The sequence below is a fragment of the Pseudomonas sp. RL genome (genome assembly GCF_000647775.1).
In the GTDB taxonomy this organism is placed as follows: domain Bacteria; phylum Pseudomonadota; class Gammaproteobacteria; order Pseudomonadales; family Pseudomonadaceae; genus Serpens; species Serpens flexibilis.
In genome coordinates this window covers 69,456-89,388 of record NZ_JBOY01000004.1, presented here as the reverse complement: position 1 = coordinate 89,388, position 19,933 = coordinate 69,456, and the positions used below count along the sequence as shown (strand labels likewise).

At 66.7% G+C, this 19,933-nt stretch carries 19 protein-coding genes, 2 pseudogenes and 1 riboswitch; of the genes and pseudogenes, 14 read left to right on the top strand and 7 right to left on the bottom strand.

The annotated features are described in order from the left end of the window. Positions 1-186 precede the first annotated feature (186 nt). From AS93_RS0101285 to ald, 3 genes are read left to right on the top strand one after another with little or no spacing between them, the layout of a single operon-like run. Positions 187-1,518 (top strand): nodulation protein NfeD, encoded by a 1,332-nt coding sequence (locus AS93_RS0101285; RefSeq protein ID WP_037008327.1) that lies wholly within the window; start codon positions 187-189, stop codon positions 1,516-1,518. Then, entirely contained in the window at positions 1,515-2,264 is a 750-nt protein-coding gene (locus AS93_RS0101280; protein WP_162172907.1) for a slipin family protein, read from the top strand. The genes AS93_RS0101285 and AS93_RS0101280 overlap by 4 nt, the downstream gene beginning before the upstream one ends. 6 nt (positions 2,265-2,270) lie before the next feature. Next, on the top strand, positions 2,271-3,392 hold the full coding sequence (gene ald, locus AS93_RS0101275) for an alanine dehydrogenase (RefSeq protein ID WP_027588885.1): 1,122 nt from the start codon (positions 2,271-2,273) through the stop codon (positions 3,390-3,392). 204 nt (positions 3,393-3,596) lie between these two features. Here the strand turns inward: ald and AS93_RS0101270 are convergent, their stop codons facing one another. From AS93_RS0101270 to AS93_RS21025, 3 genes and pseudogenes are all read right to left on the bottom strand, one after another. Then, complete coding sequence (locus AS93_RS0101270; protein WP_027588884.1) at positions 3,597-3,896, bottom strand: hypothetical protein; 300 nt, start codon at positions 3,894-3,896, stop codon at positions 3,597-3,599. Between the two features lie 127 nt (positions 3,897-4,023). Then, positions 4,024-4,671 (bottom strand): annotated as a pseudogene (locus tag AS93_RS21030) (methyl-accepting chemotaxis protein); the annotation flags it as partial. Between the two features lie 216 nt (positions 4,672-4,887). Then, positions 4,888-5,655: pseudogene (locus AS93_RS21025) on the bottom strand (MCP four helix bundle domain-containing protein); the annotation flags it as partial. Between the two features lie 163 nt (positions 5,656-5,818). On the opposite strand from AS93_RS21025, the gene mdtD reads away from it, so the two are divergent. Next, positions 5,819-7,231 (top strand): multidrug transporter subunit MdtD, encoded by a 1,413-nt coding sequence (mdtD, locus tag AS93_RS0101260; RefSeq protein ID WP_027588882.1) that lies wholly within the window; start codon positions 5,819-5,821, stop codon positions 7,229-7,231. 179 nt (positions 7,232-7,410) lie between these two features. Here mdtD and AS93_RS0101255 read toward each other — a convergent pair whose 3' ends face one another. Both AS93_RS0101255 and AS93_RS0101250 read right to left on the bottom strand, forming a co-directional pair. Next, positions 7,411-7,860 carry a cytochrome c gene (locus AS93_RS0101255; RefSeq protein WP_027588881.1) on the bottom strand — a complete coding sequence of 150 codons (450 nt, stop codon included), beginning with the start codon at positions 7,858-7,860 and terminating at the stop codon, positions 7,411-7,413. Positions 7,861-7,946: 86 nt separating this feature from the next. After that, a complete protein-coding gene (locus AS93_RS0101250; RefSeq protein ID WP_037008325.1) occupies positions 7,947-8,387 on the bottom strand; it encodes a hypothetical protein in 441 nt (146 codons plus the stop codon). Between the two features lie 156 nt (positions 8,388-8,543). Further along, positions 8,544-8,641, top strand: a riboswitch (S-adenosyl-L-homocysteine riboswitch). Between the two features lie 23 nt (positions 8,642-8,664). Between AS93_RS0101250 and ahcY the strand changes: the two genes are divergently transcribed. The 3 genes from ahcY (at position 8,665) to AS93_RS0101235 (ending at position 13,205) form a co-directional block, all read left to right on the top strand. After that, complete coding sequence (gene ahcY / locus AS93_RS0101245; RefSeq protein WP_027588879.1) at positions 8,665-10,071, top strand: adenosylhomocysteinase; 1,407 nt, start codon at positions 8,665-8,667, stop codon at positions 10,069-10,071. Positions 10,072-10,175: 104 nt separating this feature from the next. Continuing rightward, entirely contained in the window at positions 10,176-11,021 is an 846-nt protein-coding gene (metF, locus tag AS93_RS0101240; RefSeq protein WP_027588878.1) for a methylenetetrahydrofolate reductase [NAD(P)H], read from the top strand. Between the two features lie 336 nt (positions 11,022-11,357). Continuing rightward, positions 11,358-13,205 (top strand): DEAD/DEAH box helicase, encoded by a 1,848-nt coding sequence (locus tag AS93_RS0101235; protein ID WP_027588877.1) that lies wholly within the window; start codon positions 11,358-11,360, stop codon positions 13,203-13,205. Positions 13,206-13,392: 187 nt separating this feature from the next. Here the strand turns inward: AS93_RS0101235 and yrfG are convergent, their stop codons facing one another. Beyond that, entirely contained in the window at positions 13,393-14,061 is a 669-nt protein-coding gene (yrfG, locus tag AS93_RS0101230; RefSeq protein ID WP_027588876.1) for a GMP/IMP nucleotidase, read from the bottom strand. An 86-nt stretch (positions 14,062-14,147) separates the two neighbouring features. Here yrfG and nudE point away from each other — a divergent pair, with 86 nt between their 5' ends. Both nudE and cysQ read left to right on the top strand, forming a co-directional pair. Continuing rightward, positions 14,148-14,711, top strand: coding sequence for an ADP compounds hydrolase NudE (gene nudE, locus AS93_RS0101225; protein WP_027588875.1), 564 nt, complete (start codon positions 14,148-14,150; stop codon positions 14,709-14,711). Positions 14,712-14,716: 5 nt separating this feature from the next. After that, positions 14,717-15,535 (top strand): 3'(2'),5'-bisphosphate nucleotidase CysQ, encoded by an 819-nt coding sequence (gene cysQ / locus AS93_RS0101220; protein WP_027588874.1) that lies wholly within the window; start codon positions 14,717-14,719, stop codon positions 15,533-15,535. A 34-nt stretch (positions 15,536-15,569) separates the two neighbouring features. Here cysQ and flgA read toward each other — a convergent pair whose 3' ends face one another. Next, a complete protein-coding gene (gene flgA / locus AS93_RS0101215) occupies positions 15,570-16,253 on the bottom strand; it encodes a flagellar basal body P-ring formation chaperone FlgA (RefSeq protein WP_027588873.1) in 684 nt (227 codons plus the stop codon). 191 nt (positions 16,254-16,444) lie between these two features. Between flgA and flgB the strand changes: the two genes are divergently transcribed. Genes flgB through AS93_RS0101190 form a run of 5 tightly spaced genes read left to right on the top strand, consistent with a single transcriptional unit; the run spans position 16,445 to position 19,857 of the window. After that, the gene (gene flgB / locus AS93_RS0101210) at positions 16,445-16,804 is read left to right on the top strand and encodes a flagellar basal body rod protein FlgB (RefSeq protein ID WP_027588872.1); all 360 of its coding nucleotides are present in this window, start codon (positions 16,445-16,447) and stop codon (positions 16,802-16,804) included. A gap of 2 nt (positions 16,805-16,806) precedes the next feature. Beyond that, entirely contained in the window at positions 16,807-17,235 is a 429-nt protein-coding gene (gene flgC / locus AS93_RS0101205; protein WP_027588871.1) for a flagellar basal body rod protein FlgC, read from the top strand. Next, positions 17,235-17,882, top strand: a complete 648-nt coding sequence (locus AS93_RS0101200) for a flagellar hook capping FlgD N-terminal domain-containing protein (protein ID WP_037008319.1) — start codon at positions 17,235-17,237, stop codon at positions 17,880-17,882. Before flgC ends, AS93_RS0101200 begins: the two co-directional genes overlap by 1 nt. 25 nt (positions 17,883-17,907) lie before the next feature. After that, entirely contained in the window at positions 17,908-19,119 is a 1,212-nt protein-coding gene (gene flgE / locus AS93_RS0101195) for a flagellar hook protein FlgE (protein ID WP_027588869.1), read from the top strand. A gap of 12 nt (positions 19,120-19,131) precedes the next feature. Then, positions 19,132-19,857 (top strand): flagellar basal body rod protein FlgF, encoded by a 726-nt coding sequence (locus tag AS93_RS0101190; RefSeq protein WP_027588868.1) that lies wholly within the window; start codon positions 19,132-19,134, stop codon positions 19,855-19,857. The last annotated feature ends 76 nt before the right edge of the window (positions 19,858-19,933 follow it).

Sequence of the window (19,933 nt, the reverse complement as noted above, 5' to 3'; positions counted from 1 at the left end):
CACCGCTGATGGGTGGGTGCTGGGGCGTGGATCCCCACGGGCTGGCTCCCCTCTCCCATCCAGGGAGAGGGGAGCCAGGCGGCACGCCGCAGGATCGCCTTCATCGCGGCAGCGAGCCAGCCCCCTGGCGGCCCTCGTCTATCCTGAGCAGACCGATCCCTGCCAGGAGGTATTGCCGTGCGACGCATGCTGCTCGGCATGTTGCTGGTGCTGTCCGCCGGGCTGGCCCAGGCCGTCCCGGCACCCGTGTGGGTGCTGAGCGTCGAGGGGGTGATCGGTCCGGCCAGCGCCGACTACCTGGTACGTGGCCTGGCCCGCGCTGCCGAGCAGGGCGCGCAACTGGTGGTGCTGCGCATCGACACGCCCGGCGGACTGGACAGCTCCATGCGCGACATCATCAAGGCGATCCTCGCCAGCCCGGTGCCGGTGGCCAGCTACGTCGCGCCCAGCGGCGCGCGGGCCGCCAGCGCCGGCACCTACATCCTCTACGCCAGTCATGTGGCCGCCATGGCGCCGGGCACCAACCTGGGCGCGGCCACCCCGGTGGCGGTGGGCGGTGCGCCGGGCGGGCCGCCGCAACAGCCGTCTCCCGAAGGCGAGCAGGCACAGAAGCCGGACGACGCCATGACCCGCAAGCAGGTCAACGACGCCGCCGCCTACATCCGCGGCCTGGCGCAGCTGCGCGGGCGCAATGCCGAGTGGGCCGAGCAGGCGGTGCGCGAGGCGGCCAGCCTGGCCGCCGAGGAAGCCCTGAAGCTGAAGGTCATCGATTACCTGGCCGCCGATCTGCCGGGCCTGCTCGCCCAGCTGGACGGCAAGACCCTGCAGACCGCCGCCGGGCCGCGCAGCCTGGCTGCCGCGGGCGCGCCCCTGGAAGCGCACCAGCCAGACTGGCGGACGCGCATCCTCTCCGTGATCACCAATCCCAGCGTGGCGCTGGTGCTGATGATGATCGGCATCTACGGGCTGATCTTCGAGTTCTCCAGCCCGGGCACCGGCATCGGCGGAGTGATGGGCGGCATCTGCCTGATCCTCGGCCTCTATGCCCTGCAGCTGTTGCCGGTGAACTATGCCGGCGTGGCGCTGATCCTGCTCGGGCTGGTGTGCATGGCCGCCGAGGCGTTCCTGCCCAGCTTCGGCGTGCTCGGTTTCGGCGGCATCGCGGCGTTCGTGTTCGGCGCGCTGATCCTCATCGACACCGAGGTGCCCGGCTTTGGTATCCCGTTGTCGGTGATCCTGGTCACCGCGGCCGCCAGTGCCGCGTTGATGCTGGCGATCCTCGGCATGGCGCTGCGCGCCCGCCGGCAGCGCCAGGTGGCCGGCGACGCGGGGCTGGTGGGCAGTCTGGCGCGCGTCGACGCGCTGGAGAACGACCCTCGCCAAGGCTGGGTGAGCCTGCAGGGTGAGCGCTGGCAGGTGCGCAGCGGCGAACCGCTACAGGTCGGGCAACGGGTGCAGGTGCTGGCGCGCGACGGTCTGACGTTGCGGGTAAGTCCCGACCAGGAGGTGGAACCATGATGGGTTATTCATTCAGCTTCGGCGTGCTGCTGATGCTGCTGGTCGCGCTGGTGTTGTCGGCGTTCCGTATCCTGCGCGAGTACGAGCGTGGCGTGGTGTTCCAGCTAGGCCGCTTCTGGAAGGTCAAGGGGCCGGGGCTGATCCTGGTGATTCCCGGCCTGCAGCAGATGGTGCGCGTCGACCTGCGTACCCTGGTGCTGGATGTGCCGACCCAGGACGTGATCTCCCGCGACAACGTCTCGGTGAAGGTCAACGCCGTCATCTACTACCGGGTGCTGGATGCGCAGAAGGCGATCATCCAGGTCGAGGACTACCACGCCGCCACCAGCCAGCTGGCGCAGACCACCCTGCGCTCGGTACTCGGCAAGCACGAGCTGGACGACATGCTGGCCGAGCGCGAGCAGCTCAACACTGATATCCAGCAGGTGCTCGATGCGCAGACCGACGCCTGGGGCATCAAGGTCTCCAATGTGGAGATCAAGCACGTCGACCTGGACGAATCCATGGTGCGCGCCATCGCCCGACAGGCCGAGGCCGAACGGGAGCGGCGCGCCAAGGTCATCCACGCCGAGGGCGAATTGCAGGCCTCGGAAAAACTCATGCAGGCCGCCGAGGTGCTGGCCCGCCAGCCCGGCGCCATGCAGCTGCGCTACATGCAGACCCTGAGCTCGATCGCCGTGGACAAAAACTCCACGATCATTTTTCCCCTGCCGATCGATCTGCTCGGCGGGTTTCGACGGGAGTGACCGTCCATGGAAATCGGCGTACCCAAGGAAATCAAGCCGCAGGAAAGCCGCGTCGGTCTGACCCCGGCCGCCGTGGCCGAGCTGGTCGGCCGCGGCCACAAGGTGCTGGTGCAGAGCCAGGCCGGCAGCGCCATCGGCTTTCGTGATGCGGACTACCAGGCGGCCGGCGCGCTGATCGTCGCTGATGCCGATACCCTGTTCGGTGCCTGCGAGCTGATCGTCAAGGTCAAGGAGCCACAGGCCCAGGAGCGCGCCTGGCTGACTCCCGAGCACTGCCTGTTCACCTACCTGCACCTGGCCGCGGATCGCCAGCAGACCGAGGACCTGCTCAACAGCGGCGCGCTGTGCATCGCCTACGAAACAGTCAGCGATGCGCAGGGCGGCCTGCCGCTGCTAGCGCCGATGTCCGAGGTGGCCGGGCGCATGGCCATCCAGGCCGGCGCCCATTGCCTGGAAACGCCGCAGGGCGGGCGCGGCGTGCTGCTCGGCGGCGTGCCCGGCGTGCCGGCGGGGCGGGTGACCATTCTCGGCGCCGGCGTGGTGGGTAGCCAGGCGCTGGCGATGGCGGTCGGCCTGGGTGCCGATGTCAGTGTGTTGGACACCCGTATCGAGGCGCTGCGCCGGCTGGACGCCCAGTACGGCAATCGCATTCACACCCTGTACGCCAGTCGCGACGCGGTGGAAAAACGCGTGCTGGGCGCCGATCTGGTGATCGGCGCGGTGCTGATACCCGGCGCCGCAGCGCCCAAGCTGATCGATGCCGACCTGGTGCGCCGCATGTTACCGGGCTCGGTGCTGGTCGACGTGGCCATTGACCAGGGCGGCTGCGCGCAAACCTCGCGACCCACTACCCATGACGCGCCCACCTACGTGGTCGACGAGGTGGTGCACTACTGCGTCAGCAACATGCCCGGCGCGGTGGCGCGCACCGCCACCCTGGCGCTGAACAACGCCACCCTGCCGTTCGTCATCGAGCTGGCCGAGAAGGGCTGCAAGCGCGCCCTGCAGGAAAATCCGCGGCTGCGCGATGGGCTGAACCTGGCGCGCGGCTGTGTCACGCACCCCGGCGTTGCCGAAGCGCATGGGTTGGCCTGTCATCGGGCGGAAGAGGTGCTGGCGCAGTCGTAGGGATGTTGCAGGATGTGCGGGGAGTGGCCTGTGGGAGCGGACTTGTCCGCGAGCTTTCCATGCCCGCTGGCGCCTGGCCGGCCGCGCCAGAAGCTCGGGATTGAGTTCGCTCCTACAGCCCGGAGCGTGCAGAAATCCTGTAGGGCCGGCTTTACGCCGGCCGGTGGAGCATCGGCCTGGCAACCAGGGTCGGGCCCGATCACGTCAGGGGTTCAGATGATGCAGGCACTGGCTGGCGGCCTGGCCGAGGCGTTCGCGGGTGCGGTCGTCCAGATTGGCCTGGCCTTGCAGCTGGCGGATCTCCGCGTCGCTGAATTCGCTGCTGACCCGCTCGGCCGAGCATTCGCAGTAGGCGCGGGCCTTGGCCGGGGGCGTGTTGGCATCGGCGCTGCGCACGCACTCGTCGACGAACTGTTTCCGCGCGGCGTCAGGCCAGTTGGCCGCGAGCAGCGGGGTGCTGGCGAGCAGGGATAGGGACAGCAGGGCCAGGGACGGAATACGCATCGAAAAACTCCTGTACGAAAGAAACCCGATGCAGCTGTGAGGCCCGGGCGGCGGCAGAGTTCCGTTGCGCTGCACCCGCCTGCCCGCAAGGGCTGTGGATAACCCTTGGGGGCTCGCGGGCCGAAGGTCAGCTCAGGCGGAAGCGGCCGACCAGCTCGCGCAGCCGCTCGGTCAGCGCTTCCAGGTGCTGGCCGGCTTCGCCGGCCCGGCGGGCGCTGGCCGCCACTTTCTCGGAGTTGCCGTTGATGCTCTCCAGGTTGCGGTTCAACTCCTGGGTGACCTGGTTCTGCTGTTCCACGGCAGTAGCGATCTGGATGTTCAGATCGGAGATTTCCACCACCGACCGGCTGATCTCGCGCATCGAGCCCCCGGCCGCGCCGGCCTGCTCGACGCTCTGCTGCATGCTGGTCTGGCCGCGCTGCATGCTGTCGCCGATCTGCGCACTGCGGTTCTGCAACTGGGTGATGATGTCGTTGATTTCGCCGATGGAGTCCTGGGTGCGCCTGGCCAGGTTGCGCACCTCGTCGGCTACCACCGCGAAGCCACGGCCCTGCTCACCGGCGCGGGCGGCCTCGATGGCCGCATTGAGCGCCAGCAGGTTGGTCTGGTCGGCGATCTGACTGATCACGTCGGAGATCGCGCCGATGGCCGTGCTGTCCTGCTGCAGGACGCTGGCCAGACGGCCGGCTTCCTCGATCTCGGCGGCGGCCTGGGTCAGCTGGCCGATGGCCCCGCTGACCACCTGGTCGCTGCTGTGGGCCTGGCCGCTGGCCCGGCTGGCGACCTCGGCGGCGTGGGTGGTGGTGCGCGCCATCTCCTGGAAGGTGGCTTCCATCTGGTTCATCGCCGAGGCGATCTGGCCGATGTCGTGCTGCTGGGCATCGAGGATCCGCGAGCCGTCACGCGACAGGCCAAGTACCTGATCGGTCGCCAGGTCCAGTTCCTTCAGACGCACCTGCACTTCGCTGACCAGCGTGGCGATGCCCTGCTGCATGGCGTGAAAGTCCCTGGCCAGCGCACCCAGCTCGTCCTCGTCGAACTCGCGCAGGCGCAGCGCTTCGCTCAGATCGCCCTGGCCGACGCGGTGCATCTGGCCGCTGAGCAGTTGCAGCGGACGCTTGATCTTGCCGGTGATCAGCCAGCCCATGGTCAGGGTGAACAACAGCAGCAGCACACCGAACACCGCCTGCAGCAGCTGCTGGCGCTGGAGCGCGGCCAGCTGTTCGGTCTTCAACTGCTCGGCTTCGCTGACGATCTCGGTCTGCAGGTCGGCCAGCAGGCCGACCAGGCGGTCGAACGGCGCCAGCATCGGACCGAGGATGGTGCGGCGGGCCTCGTCGATGCGCCCCTGGCCGATCAGGCCGATGTAGTTGTCCTGCATGCGATGGTAGTCCTGCATGCCGGCGCTGAAGTCACGGATGAAGCGATTCAGGGCGGGGGTGCTGGCCAGGGCTTCCATCTGGCGCAGGTAGCGATCCACGGCGCGGTTGTTGGCCTCGACCTTCTCGAGGATGACCCGGTGCTCGGCAGGATTGACGGTCAGCCCGTAGTCCAGAGCGAAGCGCCGGTAGGTGACGGTGCTGTAGCGCAGGTGGGAAATGGTGGCGAGCAGGCTGATGTTGCGATCGACCAGGCTTTCCAGCCGGTCACCTACCCGGCTGATGCCGACCTGCAGGTAGAGGCTGAAGGCGAACAGCGCGGCGAGAATGGCGCCGAAGGAGAGGGCGAGGGTGCGCTGGATGGAGAGACGGGACAACATTGGAGGCCTCACGCGGGTGTTCGAGGCGCACAGGGCGCCGGTGCGCGGCAATCTGCCAGCACTGTTGGCTGATTGCCAGTAGAGAGTGACTAGACGGTCAATAGTGGCGGCCAATCGCCAGGGCGCATCCGTTAAACTGGCGCCCCCGTTTCCGGAACTCGCCATGACTTCGCATCCGCTGGACGAACGCACCGCCCGGATCCTGCCCTGGCTGGTCGCGGTGGCGTTCTTCATGCAGACCCTGGACGGCACCATCCTCAACACCGCGCTGCCGGCCATGGCCGCCGATCTGGCGGAGGACCCGCTGCGCATGCAGGGCGTGGTGATCGCCTACATGCTCACCGTGGCGCTGCTGATTCCGGCGTCCGGCTGGATCGCCGATCGTTTCGGCACGCGGCGGATTTTCTTCAGCGCGATCCTGCTGTTTTCCGTCGGGTCGTTGCTGTGCGCCCTGTCGTTGAGCCTGCCGCAGTTGATCGGTGCGCGTATCGTGCAGGCCCTGGGCGGCGCCTTGATGATGCCGGTGGGGCGGCTGGTAGTGCTGCGCGCCTACCCGCGCAGCGAGCTGGTGCGGGTGATGAGCCTGGTGACCATTCCCGGCCTGATCGGCCCGTTGCTGGGGCCGACCCTCGGCGGCTGGCTGGTGGAGTACGCCAGCTGGCACTGGATCTTCCTGATCAACCTGCCGGTGGGCGCGCTGGGCGCCTGGTTTGCGCTGCGTTTCATGCCCGACCTGCGCGGCGCCCAGCGCAGCCAGTTCGATACCCTGGGTTTCCTGCTGTTCGGCGCGGCGATGCTGCAGATCACCATCGCTCTGGAAGGCCTGGGCGACCTGGGCATGCCCACCGCGCGGGTGCTGCTGTTGCTGTTCGGTGGCGCGGCCTGCCTGTCCGCCTACTGGCTGCGCGCCGGGCGCATCGAGCGACCGCTGTTCTCGCCGACGTTGTTTAACACGCGCAGCTTCGCTGTGGGCATTCTCGGCAATCTGTTCGGCCGGCTGGGCAGTGGCGCGCTGCCGTTTCTGGTGCCGCTGCTGCTGCAGGTGGCGCTCGGGTACTCGCCGGCCGAAGCGGGCATGAGCATGATTCCGCTGGCGCTGGCCGCCATGGCCATCAAGCCGTTGGCCAAGGGGCTTATAGATCGTTTCGGCTACCGTTGCCTGCTGGTGGGTAACACCCTGCTGCTCGGTGCACTGATCGCCAGCCTGGGCGTCACTGGCGAGGACACGCCGCTGGCGTTGCTGCTGGCACAACTGGCGCTGATCGGCGCCTGCAACTCGCTGCAGTTCAGCGCCATGAACACCATCGCGCTGATCGACCTGCAGGACCAGCAGACCAGCAGCGGCAACAGCCTGTTGGCGGTGGTGGTGCAACTGGCGATGGGGCTGGGCGTGGCCTCGGCGGCGGCATTGCTGGGCGGTTTCAGCACGCCGCAGCGCGATGTGCTCGGCGCCTTCCAGCTGACCTTCCTGTGCCTGGGCGGACTGTCGATGCTTGCCGCGGCGATCTTCCTGCAGCTGGGCAAGCGCGACGGCAGCAGCGGCCACCTACCGCCGAGGGTACAGGCGCCGGACTAAAGGCTGTCCCGCATCGCCCGGTGGGAGTGAATTCGACCGCCCAAAGCTAGCGGACCAGTCCGCTCCCACGAAAGCGCGCGGGTCCGCACCGCTTGTGGGAGCGGAATTCATTCGCGAGCTTCTAGGTTCGGCGTGCACCTGGCCGGCCGCAGCCGGCCCGGGCCATCGAAGATACCGGATCAGTACGCCCGGAATTCCTGATGGCAGCTCTCGCAGGCATCCTCCACGCGCTGCATCGGCGCGGCCAGCGCCTTGGGCTCCAGCGGGCGTGCTACGGTGGCGGCCACCAGCGCGGCGGTGGCGGCCTCCTGGGCGCGGGCCAGTTCGTCGAAGCGTTCCTGGCGCTGCCAGACATCGTCGCGGGCCGAGGTCTTGTCGCTGTCCTTGATCTGCGGGAAGTGCTGCCAGGGCTGGCGGCTGATGGTGTCCAGGTGGGCGGCGCCGGCGACGAATTTTTCCTCGTTGAATACCAGCCGGCCGCGCAGCATGCCGCCGAGGTCCTCGCTGGTCTTCATCATGTCCTTGAAGATGGCCTTGCGCTGGCCGAGCGGGGAATTCGGATCGATGCGTTCGCAACCGGACAGCACCAGGGCGGCGAGCAGCGCCACGCCTACAACTTTCAACGTCATGATCGGGAAACCTTGGGGTTGGGAAAATCAGCCCGCGATTATCCCCCTCCCACCGGGCAAGAAAAGCCCTGGATGATGTCAGGCTTTTACCGGGCCGGTTCCCAGTCGCCACCGAGGGTTTGGCAGTCGATGCGCGCCTGCTCCTGGTCGGTGACCTCGTAGTAGAGCGTGACGATCCGCGCGCCGTCCGGCAGGGTGCTGGGCAGGGCCTCTCCCGGGGCGCGCTGGCCGAACGATTGTTCGTTGGCCAGGGTTTCCGGCGTCATGCGGGCCGTGCAGCGCGCCTGGGGTTGCGGCGGGCACTGCTGGCGCAGTTCGCGGTGGGTCTGGCTGACGTCGTCCTTGTCGCGGCAAGCCCACTGCATGGCATCGGTTTCATCCATGCCTTCGAAATAGAAGCACTTGGCAGGCACCACCGGATCCGGCAGGGTCCCCGAGGTTTCCTCCGTTACATAGCAGGCGGCGCCCAGGGCAGGCGCGCAATAGAGCGGGGCGAGCAACAGGCCGAGCCGGGCCAGACGGGGCATGGCGGCGTCCTCCAGAAGGGTGGGGTCGTTGTTTCGAGCCTTCGCGCGGGGGTGAGTTCGCCGGCGCGGCCAGCCGGGGTTGGGTCGAGGCCGTGCTGCCGCTATAATCGCCGGCAACTTTTTCACGGCCGGCTCCGCTCCGGTCGTGCCCGCCACCCGGTCGAGGGGCGCTGCAGCGGGCTGCTCTTGCATGGAGCAGCCCGTCAGGCTCGACCGGGGCGTTTATCCGAACGCATCAACGGCGCCCATTCGCACACTACGAATGGAGAACTCTTCAATGAGCGCTGTCATGACGCCTGCCACCTTTACCGACTACAAGGTTGCCGACATCTCCCTGGCCGACTGGGGACGCAAGGAACTGATCATCGCCGAGTCCGAGATGCCGGCCCTGATGGGCCTGCGTCGCAAGTACGCCGCCTCCCAGCCTCTGAAGGGCGCCAAGATTCTCGGCTGCATCCACATGACCATCCAGACCGGCGTGCTGATCGAGACGCTGATCGCCCTGGGCGCCGAAGTGCGCTGGTCGTCCTGCAACATCTTCTCCACCCAGGACCAGGCCGCCGCCGCCATCGCCGCCGCCGGCATCCCGGTGTTCGCCTGGAAGGGCGAGACCGAGGAGGAGTACGAGTGGTGCATCGAGCAGACCATCCTCAAGGACGGCAAGCCGTGGGACGCCAACATGGTGCTGGACGACGGCGGTGACCTGACCGAGATCCTGCACAAGAAATACCCGCAGATGCTGGAGAAGATCCACGGCATCACCGAGGAAACCACCACCGGCGTGCACCGTCTGCTGGACATGCTCAAGAACGGCACCCTGAAAGTCCCGGCGATCAACGTCAACGACTCGGTGACCAAGAGCAAGAACGACAACAAGTACGGTTGCCGCCACAGCCTGAACGACGCCATCAAGCGCGGCACCGACCACCTGCTGTCGGGCAAGCAGGCGCTGGTGATCGGCTACGGCGACGTGGGCAAGGGCTCGGCCCAGTCGCTGCGCCAGGAAGGCATGATTGTCAAGGTCTCGGAAGTCGACCCGATCTGCGCGATGCAGGCCTGCATGGACGGCTTCGAGCTCGTTTCCCCCTACAAGAACGGCATCAATGACGGCACCGACGCCTGCATCGACACCGCGCTGCTGGGCAAGATCGACCTGATCGTCACCACCACCGGCAACACCAACGTCTGCGACGCCGGCATGCTCAAGGCCCTGAAGAAGCGCGCCGTTGTGTGCAACATCGGTCACTTCGACAACGAGATCGACACCGCCTTCATGCGCGCCAACTGGGGCTGGGAAGAGGTCAAGCCGCAGGTGCACAAGATCCACCGCACCGGCAAGGCCATCGACCCGACCAACGACGACTACCTGATCCTGCTGGCCGAAGGTCGTCTGGTGAACCTGGGCAACGCCACCGGCCACCCGAGCCGCATCATGGACGGTTCGTTCGCCAACCAGGTGCTGGCCCAGATCCACCTGTACGAGCAGAAGTTCGCCAACCTGCCGGCCGACCAGAAGGCCCAGCGCCTGACCGTCGAAGTGCTGCCCAAGAAGCTGGATGAGGAAGTGGCGCTGGAGATGGTGAAGGGTTTCGGCGGCGTCATCACCCGTCTGACCCCGAAGCAGGCCGAGTACATCGGCGTAACCGTGGAAGGTCCGTTCAAGCCGGATACCTACCGCTACTGATCCCGTAGGGTGGAAAACGGCCAACGGCCTTTTCCACCTGCCGTTCCCAGGCGGTGGAAAGCGCTGCGCGCGTTTTCCACCCTGCGCATTCAAGGATTCTTTCCATGTCCCAGGAACGCCGCTACAGCTTCGAGTTCTTCCCGCCGAAGACCGAAGTCGGGCATGAAAAACTGCTGGTAACTGCCCGCCGTCTGGCCGAGTGCCGACCGGACTTCTTCTCCTGCACCTACGGCGCTGGTGGTTCGACCCGCGAAGGCACGCTGAACACCGTGCTGACCCTCGATCGCCAGGTGGGCGTGCCGACCGCGCCCCACCTGTCCTGCGTCGGCGACAGCAAGGCCGAGCTGCGTGCGTTGCTCAACACCTACAAGGACGCCGGCATCCGCCGCATCGTCGCCCTGCGCGGCGACCTGCCGTCCGGCATGGGCCTGGCCAGCGGCGAGCTGCGCTACGCCAACGAGCTGGTGGAGTTCATCCGCGCCGAGACCGGTGACCACTTCCATATCGAAATCGCCGCCTATCCGGAAATGCATCCGCAGGCGCGCAATTTCGAGGATGACCTGAAGAACTTCGTGCGCAAGGCCCAGGCCGGTGCCGACAGTGCCATCACCCAGTACTTCTTCAACGCCGACAGCTACTTCCATTTCGTCGAGCGCGCGCAGAAGCAGGGTGTTGATCTGCCGATCGTGCCGGGCATCATGCCGATCACCAACTACACCAGCCTGGCGCGCTTCTCGGATGCCTGCGGTGCGGAAATCCCGCGCTGGGTGCGCAAGCAGCTGGAAGCCTACGGCGATGACGTGGCCAGCATCCAGGCGTTCGGCGAGCAGGTGGTGACCGAAATGTGCGAGAAACTGCTGGCCGGCGGCGCGCCGGGCCTGCACTTCTATGCCCTGAACCAGGCCGAGCCGAGCCTGGCGATCTGGAACAACCTCAAGCTGCCGCGCTGACCCTGACCCCTGCGTGGTTTTCGCGGCTGAAGCCGCTCCTGCACCGGCCCGTGGACCTGTAGGAGAGGCTTCGGCCGCGATAGCGGCCCTCAATCCAGCCCTTCGGCTGAATACCGCGCGACCGCCCACGGAACCCCCACCCTGTGGACCCGGTCAGAAAAAACGGCACCACAACCTTCCGCGCTGGTATACACTCCCCCGGTCCGCCCCGGCTCGCGCCCGGACCCCGACTCTCTTCACGTCGGCAGTACCGGTCGGGATCGTCTCCCTCCCATGACGATTCATGCCAGGCGTCCTTTTCATCGGGCTTAGCCCCACATACAGACAGGATCACCCATGTCCTTTGCTTCCCTCGGTCTCTCCGAGGCACTGGCCGGCGCCGTCGAGGCCGCTGGCTACGCCCAGCCCACTCCGGTGCAACAGCGGGCCATTCCCGCCGTGTTGCAAGGCCGCGACCTGATGGTTGCCGCCCAGACGGGCACCGGCAAAACCGGCGGTTTCGCGCTGCCCGTACTCGAATTGCTGTTCCCGGGTGGCCACCCGGACAAGGCCCACCGCCACGCCGCCAAGCAGCCGCGCGTGCTGGTGCTGGCGCCGACCCGCGAGCTGGCCGCCCAGGTGCATGACAGCTTCAAGCTGTATGCCCGTGACCTGCCCCTCAAGAGCGCCTGCGTGTTCGGCGGGGTGGGCATGAATCCCCAGGTCCAGGCACTGGCCAAGGGGCTGGACGTCCTGGTGGCCTGCCCCGGTCGCCTGCTCGACCTGGTCGGCCAGGGCGCCGTCGACCTCTCCCATGTGGAAATCCTCGTCCTCGACGAGGCCGACCGCATGCTCGACATGGGCTTCATCCATGACGTGAAGAAGGTCCTCGCCCGCCTGCCGGCCAAGCGCCAGAACCTGCTGTTCTCGGCGACCTTCTCCCAGGACATCATCAACCTGGCCGGCAAGCTGCTGCACGATCCCGAGCGCATCGAGGTCACCCCGCCGAACACCACCGTGGAGCGCATCGAGCAGCGTGTCTACCGCGTGCCAGCGACCCACAAGCGCGCACTGCTGGCGCACCTGATCACCCTGGGCGCCTGGGAGCAGGTGCTGGTGTTCACCCGCACCAAGCACGGCGCCAACCGCCTGGCCGAGTACCTGGAAAAGCACGGCCTTTCCGCCGCCGCGATCCACGGCAACAAGAGCCAGAACGCGCGCACCAAGGCGCTGGCCGACTTCAAGGCCAACACCATTCGCGTGATGGTGGCCACCGACATCGCCGCCCGCGGCCTGGACATCGACCAGTTGCCCCACGTGGTCAACTACGAGCTGCCCAACGTCGAGGAAGACTATGTGCACCGCATCGGCCGCACCGGCCGGGCCGGGCGCAGCGGTGAAGCCATTTCGCTGGTGGCGCCGGACGAGGAAAAGCTGCTCAAGAGCATCGAGCGCATGACCAAGCAGCGCATCCCAGACGGCGACCTGATGGGCTTCGACCTGGCCAGCCTGGAAGCGGAAGCGCCGGAAGTGCGCGAACCCCGCCAGCCACAGGGCCGTGGCCGCCGCAACGACGAGCAGAAATCCGGCGGTCGTGGCGAGAAGAAACCGGCCCGCGCGGCTGGCGACAAGAAGCCTGCGGAAGGGCGCGGCGGCGAACAGCGGTCGTCCACCGAAGGCGCAGGCAAGGGCCGTCGTACCCGTGGCGGTCAGGGCCGCGGCAAGCCCCAGCAGGCGGCCGGCGCGGCCATTCGCCCGGCATTGCCGCCGGAACGTGATCCGGAGGAGTTCCTCGACGACGAGATCGACAACTTCGGCAACCGCGTTGACTACGTGCCCCCGGCCAACCAGGCGCAGAACGGCCGTGGCCGGCGTGGCGGTCAGGCCAATGCGGGGGGGAACCCCCGTCCGGCGCGCGGCGGTGCGGGTGCGAACGCAGGCGGCAAGCCGGCCGGCGGCCAGAATCGCAAGAAAGGCGGCGCCGGCGGACGCGGCAAGCCCCAGGGCAGCGGCCGCGTGCTGACGCCCAATGGCAGCAGCGGCAACAGCGACTCGCCGTTGTCGGCCACGCCGCGCCGTTCCGAGCGCCAGCCGGTGATCATCCACAAACACCGCGAGCGCCTGCCGAGCCTGGAACAGCTGGACGAGTTGCCCGACAGCCGGCCGCGCGGTGAAAAGCCGGCGTTGCTGACCCGCAACCGCTGAGTTCGAACAAAAGCCCCTGCCTCGCAGGGGCTTTGTTTTTCAGGTGGCATATTGGGCGCCCCTCGCCGGGCGCCCCTAGCCGGGCGCCCCAATAGCCCGCGAATGAATTCGCTCCACTGTTCAGAGCCGGAGGGCGGTCGGCGTTCTTTCCGGCCGCCGTGGTGGCCAACGTGCAGCGTTGACCACCCTACATGGTCAATCCTTCCAGCAGCGCCCGGTAATCCTCCTGCGCGGCGAACTCCGCGGTGTCCCGTTCCCCCTGACGGCTGTCCGGCTGGCGCACCGCCAGCAGGTGGGCGATGCCGTAGGCGCGGGCACTGCGCAGGATCGCCAGGCTGTCGTCGATGAACAGGCTGCGCGCCGGGTCGAAGCCGAAATCCGCCTGCAGGGCGTACCAGAACTGCGCGTCTTCCTTGGGGAAGCCGTAGTCATGGGAGCTGATCAGCCGGTCGAAGTAGGGTGCCAGCGCCACGCGCTCCAGTTTCAGCGACAGCGAATCGCGGTGCGCATTGGTGATCAGTGCCACGCGTTTGCCGGCACGGCGCAGGGCGGCGAGGAAGGTATCGGCGTCGGTGCGCAGGCTGATCAGGTGCGCCACCTCGCGCTTGAGTTCGACGATCGGCAGGTTCAGCTCGCGACTCCAGAAATCCAGGCAGTACCACGTCAACTGGCCCGCGTGGCGGGCGAACAGCGGCTGCAGCTCCATGTCCGCCATGGCGCGGCTGATGCCGTGGCGTTCGGCATAGCGCTGCGGCAGGTGTTCCAGCCAGAAATGATTGTCGAAATGCAGGTCCAGCAGGGTGCCGTCCATGTCCAGCAGCACGGTATCGATGGTGTTCCAGGGCAGGAGGGGCATTGCGGACTCCGGGCAGCCACGATCTGTGGCGCGGTACGGCGGAAAAAGGCGGTTATGATACCTGCATGCCCGTTCCGGAGAATGCCATGCGAGAGAAACCCGCCGTGCTGGCCCGCGAGATTGTCGCTCGCAGCCGGTTGTTTGCCGTCGAGGAATTGCAGCTGCGCTTCAGCAACGGGGTGGAGCGTACGTACGAGCGTCTGGTGGGCAAGGCCGGCTATGGCGCAGTCATGGTGGTAGCGATGGCCGACGCCGAGCATGCGCTGCTGGTGGAGGAATACTGCGCCGGCACCGACGACTACCAGCTGTCGCTGCCCAAGGGGCTGATCGAACCCGGCGAGGAAGTGCTCGACGCCGCCAATCGCGAGCTCAAGGAAGAAGCTGGCTTCGGTGCCGAGCGCCTGGAGTACCTCACCGACCTGTCGCTGTCACCCGGTTACATGAACCAGCGCATTCGCGTGGTGTTGGCCCGCGACCTTTACGAGGAACGCCTGCCCGGCGACGAGCCCGAGCCGATGGCGGTGAGCCGGGTCAATCTGCGTGAATTGTCGAGCCTGGTGGCGCACCCGCAGTTCAGCGAGGGTCGTGCCCTGGCGGCGCTCTACCTGACCCGCGATCTGCTGGTCCAGCGCGGAGAGCTGGTGCTGTGAGCGAATTGAATATTCATGCCCTGTTGCCAGCGGTTATCGCGCTGGTCGAGCGCGCCGGCGCGGCCATCCTGCCGTTCTGGCGCCAGGAGCTGGCCGTGGAGCAGAAGGCCGACGATTCGCCGGTGACCGCCGCTGACCTGGCTGCCAACCGGGTGCTGATCGAGGGGCTGTCCGCGCTGTCTGCCGAGATCCCGGTCCTGTCTGAAGAGAGCTGCGCGATTCCGCTGGCCGAGCGCGCCGGCTGGGATCGCTGGTGGCTGGTGGACCCGCTGGATGGCACCAAGGAATTCATTGCCGGCAGCACCGAGTTCACCGTCAACGTGGCGCTGGTGGAGCGGGGGCAGGTGCTGTTCGGCGTGGTCGGCGTGCCGGCGGACGGTCGCTGCTATTACGGCGGCGCCGCCCTGGGTGCCTGGCGTCAGCGCAACGGCCAGGTCGAGGCGATTCGGGTGCGACATGCGCCGGTCGAGAGGTTCACCGTGGTGGCCAGCCGGCGGCATTCCAGTCCGGAGCAGGAGCGTTTGCTTGGCACCCTCGGCCAGCACTTCGGCACGCTGGAATTGGCCAATGTCGGCAGTTCGCTGAAGTTCTGCCTGCTCGCCGAGGGTGCTGCCGACTGCTACCCGCGCTTGGCGCCCACCTCGCAGTGGGACACCGCCGCTGCCCAGGGCGTGCTGGAAGGCGCCGGCGGCGCGGTGCTGGATGTGCGCGGCGAGCCGCTGCGTTATCCGGCACGCGAAGCGTTCCTCAATCCGCATTTCCTGGCGCTGCCGGCCGAGGCGAGCTGGCGTGAGGCGCTGCTGGAGCAGGTGCGCAAAGGCTAGCCGCTTGGTGGGTGGCGGACACGGGGTTGCGCCCTCACCGCCAGGTGCTGGTCACCACGCCATCACCGATCACCTGGGTGTCGATGATCTTCTCGCTGCTGCGGTTGCGTACCCGGACGATCTCGCCTTCGCGGCCGTTAGCCAGCGCTTCGCCCAGGGTGCTGGCCTCGATGCCGTCGTGGCGAGCGACGATGGTCACCGACTGGCCGCGGCGCACCCACAGGGGCGCGTCCAGCAGGTCGGCGGTGAGCATCTGGCCGGCGCGAATGCGGCGCTTGGCGGTCTTTCCCGTCACCTGCTCGACCTTGCTGAAGAAGCCGCGGTCATGGCGGGCCACCTGCTGGCGCTCGATCTTCACATCCTCGGCGGACAATGCCTGGTCGCGGTCCAGGATGTGCCTTGCCACCAGCAGCAGCACGCTGACGTTGGCCTGGGCGGTGACATCCTGGCTCCATTGCGGCTGTGGGCAGCTCAGGCGGAAGCGCTGCCGGGCGAGCAGCTCCTGGCGCCCGGATAGGTTCTGCACCTGCAGCTCCCGCGAGCAGGCCGGCAGTCGCTCGACCGGGGCCGGCAGGCTCATGTCCAGGCTCAGGCGAGGTTGCTGCCAGCCAAGCTGCCGGGCCTCGCGCTCCATCAGGGGTTGCAGGTGCTGACGCAGGGCCTGATCGATTTGTGAACTGGCCGTGGCGGCCTGCGCGGTACCCGCCTGGAGCGCCATCAGCAGTCCGGCACAGGCGGAAAAAGCCTTTCCTCCCCTCTGGCGTTTTACTGTCGCGGCATCTGCCGATTCGCCTCTCGCTGTTCCGTTGACTTCGTAAAAACCCTTCAAAATCAAAGACCTATGCAGTAATGGCTAAGTGGCATAAAAGCTGCTACTCCGTGCGGAGTGACAGTTTTTTGGGGTTGCCCATGAGTATACGGATTGATGACGTGGTCGGTGTGCATGCCCATGCCCTGCAGGTGCGCATGCAGCGCAGCGAGATTCTCGCCGCCAACCTGGCCAACGTGGATACGCCTGGTTTCCAGGCTCGCGATATCGATTTCGCCAGTGCCATGCGCCGCCTGGACGCCGGTGAAGAATTCAGCGCCCTGACAATCGATTCGCCCCTCAAGTATCGCGTGCCCTACCAGGCCTCCCTGGACGGCAACACGGTGGAGCTGAGCGTCGAGCAGGCCGAATTCTCGCGCAACTCCATGGACTTCCAGACCAGCCTGACCTTCCTGACGCAGAAGTTCAGCGGCCTCAAGCAAGCCATCGAGGGACGTTGATCATGGCATTTGAATCCATCTACCGCATCGCCGGTTCGGCCATGAACGCACAGACCGTGCGCCTGAATACCGTGGCCAGCAACCTGGCCAACATCGACTCCGCTGCAGCCTCGCCCGAGGATGTCTATGCCGCCCGGCGTCCGGTATTCGCCGCGATCTACAACAACGATCAGCTGACCCGCGGCGTCGGCATGGGCGGCGCCCATGTGCAGGTGCTGGACGTGGTGACCACCGGCCGCGAGCCCATCAAGCGCTACGAACCGGGCAATCCGCTGGCGGGTGCCGATGGTTACGTGTTCTATCCGGCGCTCAACCAGATCGAGGAAATGACCGACATGATGTCGGCCACCCGCAGCTTCGAAACCAACGTCGAAGTGTTGAATCGCCTGAAAAGCATGCAGCAGAGCCTGCTGCGCCTGGGAGAAATCTGATGAGTGTCAGTGGCGTAACCAATAACTCGAACCCGTATGCGCTGCCGGATGACACCATCAGCGTCAGCGAGGCCGGCCAACTGAGCAATCAGTTCATCACGCTGATGGTGGCGCAGATCCAGAACCAGGATCCCACCAACCCGATGGACAGCACCCAGTTCGTCGAGCAGTACGCGACCATCTCCCAGGTGCAGAGCCTGGAGAACATGACCAAGCTGCAGCAGAGCAGCCTGGTGCTGGCCGACAACTTGCAGATGCTTACTGCCGCCAGCCTGGTCGGCCAGAACGTTACCGTGCACACCGACAGCCTGGAGCTGGAAGGTAAGGTCGACGCCCAGTTCGACCTGCAGCACACGTCCACCAATACCGTGCTCTGGCTGACCGACGCCAACGGCGTGGAGACCTCGGTGGCTCTGGGTCGCCAGGATGCCGGTCGCGTCGACGTGGCGCTGGATCCCGCCGCCCTGGGCCTCAAGCCCGGCACCTACAAGGTGCGCATCGAGACCGCCACCGGTGAGGAGCCCCGCCTGCAGGTGGCCGGCAAGGTCAGCGACGTGCGCGTCAGCGACAGCGGCCCGGTGCTGAACATTGCCGGCATAGGCAGCGTGCCGTTCTACCAAATCGTCCAGTTCGGCCAGCGCGGCTGAGCCTGTTGATCATCGAGGGAAGACCATGAGCTTCAACATCGCCCTGACCGGCCTGAACGCCGTCTCCGAACAGCTGAACACCGTCAGCAACAACATCGCCAACTCCAGCACCACCGGCTTCAAGTCCTCGCGCACCGAGTTCGGCAGCGTGTACGCCGACACCCAGGCCATGGGTGTGGAAGTGCTGGGCAATACCCAGAGCATCAGCCTGGGCGGCGCGCTGATCAACACCGGCCGCACCCTGGACCTGGCCATTTCCGGCGGTGGCTTCTTCGTGGTGAAGGGCACCAATGGCGAGACCCAGTACAGCCGCGCCGGCGTGTTCGGCACCGACTCGGCCAACTTCATCGTCAACAAGGCCGGCCAGAAGCTGCAGGGCTATCCCACCGATGCCAACGGCAACCTGCTGACTGGCAGCCTGGGCGACCTGCGCATCAAGGCGGCGACCCTGCCGGCGCGGGCCACCGACAGCGTTGAGTTCGTGGCCAACCTGGACGCGAATATGAAACAACCGGTGGACGGCCTGGGTGCGCCCATTACTTTCAGTCCGGCCGACCCCAAGTCGTACAACTCCACCTACACCACCAAGGTCTACGACTCGCTGGGCAAGGAGCACACCTTGACCCAGTACTTCGTTGCAACCGGCACCGCCAACGAGTGGGAAGCCCACTATTACCTGGGTGGTGCATTGATGGGCGGTGCTAACCCCCAGACCCTGAACTTCGACTCTGACGGCACTCTCACTGGCCCGGCGGGAGCTGTGACGGTTACAGCTGCTCCAGCCGGGGCGGATGCATTAAGTGTTGCCATCGACTACACCGGTACCACCCAGTACGGCACCAACTTCGGCGTCTCCACCAACCTGGCGTCCGGCTACACCTCTGGCGAGCAGACCGGCATCGGCATCGATAGCAAGGGCAATGTGTTCGTCAACTACAGCAACGGCCAGAGCCAGCTGCAGGGCCAGGTGGTGCTGGCCAGCTTCATCAACCCGGAAGGGCTGAAGAACGTCAGCGGGACCGCCTGGACCGCCACCACCGATTCGGGTGACGCGCTGACCGGCGCGCCTGGCGTGGCCCAGTTCGGTACGGTGAATGCCGGCACCCTGGAGAACTCCAACGTCGACCTGACCGAGGAGCTGGTGAGCCTGATGCAGGGCCAGCGCAACTACCAGGCCAACACCAAGGTCATTTCCACCCAGAAGGATCTCGACCAGATCCTGTTCAGCGCGATGTAAGGCGGCTGACCCATGGATCGTCTCGGATACACGGCGATGACTGCGGCCAACCGCAGCATGCAGGCGCTGCAGATTCACGCCAACAACCTGGCCAACGTCAACACCGCCGGCTTTCGCGCCGACATGGAACGCGCCGCCGCCGTGCAGGTGGCAGGCCAGGGTTACGACAGCCGGCATATGGCACGGGTCGAGAACAACGGCGTCGACCTGAGCCCCGGCCCGCTGAACTTCACCGGCCGGGCACTGGACGTGGCCATCCAGGGCCAGGGCCTGCTGGCGGTGCAGCACGGTGCCGGCGAGGCCTACACCCGTCAGGGCAGTCTGCAGGTGGATGCCGACATGCAGCTCACCGTTGGCGGCCGCGTGCTGCTCGGTGAGGGTGGCCCGTTGGTGCTGCCCGAGTACGACCAGCTGCACATCGGCAGCGATGGCACCGTTTCCGTGCTGCCGCGCGGCGACTTCCTGATGGTCGAGGTCGGACGCCTCAAGCGCGTCGACAGCCAGGGCGTCGACCTGGTGAAGACCCCCGAGGGCCTGCTGATGGCGCGTGACAACGAGCCTCTGGAAGCCAGTGAAACCGTGGCCCTGGCCAGCGGCTACCTGGAGTCCAGCAACGTCTCGGCGATCAACGAACTGGTCTCCACCATGAGCCTGAGCCGCCTGTTCGAGACCCAGGTGAAGATGATGAAGGCCGCCACCACGCTGGCCGAGGCCGGCAACCGGTTGCTACGCGGCTAAGCGGCAACCCCTCTCTCCCCTTGATGGGAGAGGGGGACGAGCAGCGGATTTCCCCGCTTCGGTAACGCCGGGGCGG